Annotated in this window: 5 protein-coding genes; 1 reads left to right on the top strand and 4 read right to left on the bottom strand. The window is 58.9% G+C overall.

Annotation, left to right across the window (positions count from 1 at the left end; genetic code table 11):
- Window positions 1-28: 28 nt before the first annotated feature.
- The 3 genes from U5A67_RS40205 to U5A67_RS40195 all read right to left on the bottom strand — a co-directional run bounded on the left by U5A67_RS40205 (window position 29) and on the right by U5A67_RS40195 (window position 2,545).
- Window positions 29-505, bottom strand: coding sequence for a hypothetical protein (locus tag U5A67_RS40205; protein ID WP_321818799.1), 477 nt, complete (start codon window positions 503-505; stop codon window positions 29-31).
- 441 nt (window positions 506-946) lie between these two features.
- Entirely contained in the window at window positions 947-1,387 is a 441-nt protein-coding gene (locus U5A67_RS40200) for a tautomerase family protein (RefSeq protein WP_321818798.1), read from the bottom strand.
- 345 nt (window positions 1,388-1,732) lie between these two features.
- Window positions 1,733-2,545, bottom strand: a complete 813-nt coding sequence (locus U5A67_RS40195; protein ID WP_321818797.1) for an SDR family oxidoreductase — start codon at window positions 2,543-2,545, stop codon at window positions 1,733-1,735.
- A gap of 179 nt (window positions 2,546-2,724) precedes the next feature.
- Here U5A67_RS40195 and U5A67_RS40190 point away from each other — a divergent pair, with 179 nt between their 5' ends.
- A complete protein-coding gene (locus U5A67_RS40190) occupies window positions 2,725-3,672 on the top strand; it encodes a GlxA family transcriptional regulator (RefSeq protein WP_321818796.1) in 948 nt (315 codons plus the stop codon).
- Between the two features lie 14 nt (window positions 3,673-3,686).
- Here U5A67_RS40190 and U5A67_RS40185 read toward each other — a convergent pair whose 3' ends face one another.
- Window positions 3,687-4,082: a tautomerase gene (locus U5A67_RS40185; RefSeq protein ID WP_321818795.1), complete on the bottom strand. Its 396-nt coding sequence runs from the start codon at window positions 4,080-4,082 to the stop codon at window positions 3,687-3,689.
- Between the last annotated feature and the right edge of the window lie 296 nt (window positions 4,083-4,378).

The following is a 4,378-nucleotide window of genomic DNA, read 5'->3' as shown; positions in this document are numbered from 1 at the left end:
ACCACCGCCCCACGCACGAGCCAGCGGATCAGCGCATCAGCACAAACCGGCAAGCGATACCGCTCACCGCTCCGATGACAATCAGTTCGATCACTGCATCAAGCGGGAGGTGAGTGACCGAGGAGAGTGTTACCGAACAGCGCGTCGATATCCAGCAATGCCATGCGGAAAACGCTAACCACGCCACCGCGGCGAAGAGGACTCCCAAAGCCATGAAGTTCGCCCGACCTCGTATAGCCCATTTCTGAACTGCAATGATGCAGACCATGTACAAGGGAATCAGTATAGGCGCCATGCCCACCAGCAAAATGCTCACCGCGGCCAACCACGGAACGAAAAATTTAGCCACGAAAAGATGAAGAGTAAGCGCTGGGTCATAGCTATTTTCCAGCAACCAATCCAACAGCACAACCGCAGCGCTGGCCAGACTCCCGACAATGATTGCGACTACGTACGCCCCAATCGCGCGTCCGAGGGTAAAGCGCAGCGGCATATTTTGCGACATGCTTTTCCTTCAGTAAGTGGATTTGAGGGCTCTCCCATTGCGCCGAAAGCCCGCTCCTCGTCTGATCACCGTCACGGAACCAGCCAACGATACATAGTTACGTTATGGACCCTACCAAGTAGAAAATCCGCTCGTCCAGCGATATCCTTGCCTGACACAGCCATCCGCAAGTTAGGGGAGAGAACTCCAGCTCAGCGTTTCAGTCAACCTTACGTATCGCGTGGGCAGCCAGAGTCGGAACCGTGCCCGACTTTGGCATCTTGTACCGCAACGAGCCCCCAGCACGTGCAATGTGTATCCGCCAAGGGAATGTCTTCGCATATTGAGTGCGCGGCGAGGCACACGTCGCCCGACCTCATCACTTAAATTTACTTTCTAGGTTCGGCCTCTTACCCCCGGCTACGGCAACCCGCGAGAGGGATGGTCCCGACGTGGAGATAACTATTTCCCAAGACTGAGAAGGAATTCGCGATCGGGTTCCGACATTGAATTGAGCCATTCCGATTCGGCTCCTGGTTCGGGCAACACCTTACCGTACTCAACCATCTGGGACGGCTGTAGCTCAGAGAGATATACCCAAACCGAGCGCCTTTCAGCGCCCGTCGCGTTTGCGATAAGCCTGACGAGAGCTTCGAGTAGAACCCTCTTCTGATCCATGCTTCTGCCCGCGCGGATCTGTCCTTGGACGAATAACTGATCCGACACGAGCGGTGCTCCGCCGAGGAAGTGATCTCCAGCCGGAATGGCCTGAAAAATCACCTGCGCGAAGAAACCTTGCGCGCCGGTCGCCTCGCTATGTGCGCGCGTAATGGCTCGCGCTATCTCCTGCTTCTGCGGATCGGTAAGCCGCCGGGCCGCCGCCGTCACGGTATAAGTTGGCATGCTGCTCTCCTGTCGCAAATGCACGCTACGATGCGGATTTGCAAATCCAGAAATTGGGGCGATCCGTACGCCTCGTCCCTCATAGCCCCGACGCAATATCTCAGGCAATCTGTGGCGCGCCGGAAAATCCACGACTCGTCATTAATGCGCGTTTCTATTGGCAGATTGTGACCCATTCAGCGTTCCCTATCCATCTATCGAGGTGCGTTGATCCCGCTCTCCGTAGAGCACCGCGTGCATCTTCGACCTATCAGGCCCCCGCACCCGCGCCGACACCACGACAACCGCTACTGCATTGCCAATGACGTTCACGATCAATCTCTTTCGCAATAGCGGTTGGTAGGCTTACTGGGCGGTCGTGGCGCTTTTCGACGTGTAGCGCGACGCGGCCCTGGCATTTGCGAACCGGGGAGCGAGCGCGCGACGGTCAGCTTCCCACCTAGTCCAGTTGTCGCCATCCTGCAACGTCGGGATGGTCACGAGTTCGCCCTGATCGAGACCGGCGAGCGCGGCATCCACCAGATCGTCGGCTGTCATCGTGCTCGCGGCTTCCTTTTGCTTCGCATAGCCGGCGACGTCCCAGAACTCGGTGGCCGTTGCAGCCGGCAGCACGGTCTGCACCCGCACGCCCTTGCCTGCGAGGTCGCGCTGAAGCGCGTGGCCGAAGCTCAGCACGTACGATTTCGAGGCACTGTAGACACCGTTCAGCAGCTCGACTGCAATACCGACCACCGAGCTGATGTTGATGATCGTGCCCGAGCCTCTGGCGACGAATGCAGGCGCAACCGCATAGGTGAGACGCGTCAGCGCCGTGATGTTCAGGCTGATCATCGACTCCATGGAGTCGACCTGGCCGTCGAGAACCGATGCAACCGAGCCGACGCCCGCATTGTTCACCAGCATCGTGATGCGCGGGTCTTCGCACAGCACGCTCTCGACTTTCGCGAGCGCTGCCTTGTCGTTGAGATCGGCGGCAATCGTTTCGATCGAGCGGCCGGTCTCGTTCGCGAGGCGCTCGGCGAGAGCGTTCAGTCGGGTCTGGTTCCGTGCCACCAGAATGAGGTCGAAACCGCGTTTTGCGAGACGGTCAGCGTAGATGGCGCCGATGCCAGCCGAGGCGCCGGTGATCAGTGCGAAACCTTGCGTGGAGGAAGTCATTTTCAGTCCTTTGAGTGGGTGTTTGAACCAACACGGCGTCAGCTCATGAAGCGAATTTTGAGCGGCACCGACTCCGACATCAATGTCATATATGCAATGATTCATGCCATTGATCCATCTGCATCGATGTCCGTTATGTGCTACTTTCAACGAATCACGCCATGATTTGCGAGGCATCCATGCATACCGTCGGACTCGTCGTCTATCCCAACTTCCAGTCGCTCGCGCTCGCCGTGGCGAGCGTGTTCGAATACGCCAATCTGCTGCGCGGCGAAGCAGCTTACAAATTCAGCATCGTGTCCGAGCACGGTGGACCTATCGCTTCGTCCCAAGGATTTTCGGTTTATAGCGAACCACTCGCCGAAGAGGGCTACGACACCCTCATCGTGGCGGGCGACAACGAATGCCGCCTTCCTTCGGCCGCGCTGGTGGATTACCTTCGGGGAGCGCCGCGCCATTCACGGCGAATTGCGTCAATCTGTACCGGTGCATTCGTTCTGGCGGCTGCAGGTCTGCTGGAAGGAAAACGCGCAACGACACACTGGTTCCACGCGCGCGACTTCCAGAAGCAGTACCCGGACATACAGCTCGAAGAAGACCGCATCTTCGTCGTGGATGGACAGATCTGGACGTCGGCCGGCATGAGCGCCGGCGTGGATCTCGCGCTTGCGATCGTCGAAAACGACTTCGGGCTGGAGACCTCGCGCATGGTCGCGCGCAAGCTTGTGCTTTATCAGCGTCGCGGTGGCGGTCAATCGCAGTTCTCGGCGCTGCTCGAGATGGGCGCGCGCTCGGACCGCATTCAGATGGCGCTCACGTTCGCGAGCGAAAACCTGGCGAGCGATTTGTCGGTCGAGCGGCTGGCCGAAGCGGCACGGCTCAGTCCGCGTCAGTTCAGCCGTGTGTTTCGTGAGGAAACGGGCCAATCGCCCGCAAAGGCAGTCGAGCGGCTTCGCGTTGAAGCCGCTCGACTGATGATGGAGACGACTCGTCACCCAATCGAGATCGTCGCGAGAGAGACAGGCTTTGGTGACCGGGAGCGAATGCGTCAAGCCTTCCTGCGTGCATTCGGCCAGCCACCGCAAACCATACAGAGGGCGTCGGGAGTCACGCCCCTTGCGCTTTAAGCGTAGTAGTTCGCCTACTGCTCGCCCGGTGTCCATTCGGGGCTATAGCCGCCCAGCGCCGGGTGATACATCTCATCCCCGGAATGCTGGGTGAATTCGACGTTGAGGCGATCTTCACGCAGACCGAGAATTTCGATGCAGTGCGCACACAGCGCTTTAGCCACTTCCATACGCAGCTCGGGCGCCCTGCCTTTTCTGATGTCCAGCATCATGACCGCTACCGGGGTGGGCGCGTCGCCGATTTCGGGAATCCGCCAGACGCCGCCCTCTCCCAATTCTCGAATCGAGACGCTGATACGCCTGATGTCGACCGACATCATCCGCGCGTAGGTCTCGCTCATCTTCAGCGACAGGCGCTGCTTGTCTTCCGCTGGATAGTGGTCGTTGACGTCCAGTTGCAGGTAGGGCATGGTCGTCGCACTCCTTAAAAGCCTCAATTTTTCACCCGACGCGGAGCCTCTCCAATGTCAGATGCGCAAGGTTTCCGGTCGCGCGGATGATTGCGTTCCCCGCTGAGGATCAACTTCGTTGACGGTGGAATTGCCCAGATTTGAGAGCAGCCCCGGCATTGCTGACGTAGAGCTCGGCCCTGCGTCAGCTCAGACCTGCGACGCGACGTACGTCATCGGTGGTCGAATGGCAGTTGAGGGCGCGAAGCGGTCTCAAGAATGTCCAAGCGATGGTCGCAATGAGTGGCTCTTGCTGG

This window comes from Paraburkholderia sp. J69-1 (assembly GCF_905220255.1).
Taxonomy (GTDB): Bacteria; Pseudomonadota; Gammaproteobacteria; order Burkholderiales; family Burkholderiaceae; genus Paraburkholderia.
The sequence above is the reverse complement of the archived record's forward strand: the minus strand, read 5'-3'. Positions and strand labels throughout refer to the sequence as shown.

Bases quoted from the DNA above. Each gene is read 5' to 3' on its own strand.
- U5A67_RS40205 (WP_321818799.1), bottom strand. From the start codon at position 505: ATGTCGCAAAATATGCCGCTGCGCTTTACCCTCGGACGCGCGATTGGG.
- U5A67_RS40200 (WP_321818798.1), bottom strand. From the start codon at position 1,387: ATGCCAACTTATACCGTGACGGCGGCGGCCCGGCGGCTTACCGATCCG.
- U5A67_RS40195 (WP_321818797.1), bottom strand. From the start codon at position 2,545: ATGACTTCCTCCACGCAAGGTTTCGCACTGATCACCGGCGCCTCGGCT.
- U5A67_RS40190 (WP_321818796.1), top strand. From the start codon at position 2,725: ATGCATACCGTCGGACTCGTCGTCTATCCCAACTTCCAGTCGCTCGCG.
- U5A67_RS40185 (WP_321818795.1), bottom strand. From the start codon at position 4,082: ATGCCCTACCTGCAACTGGACGTCAACGACCACTATCCAGCGGAAGAC.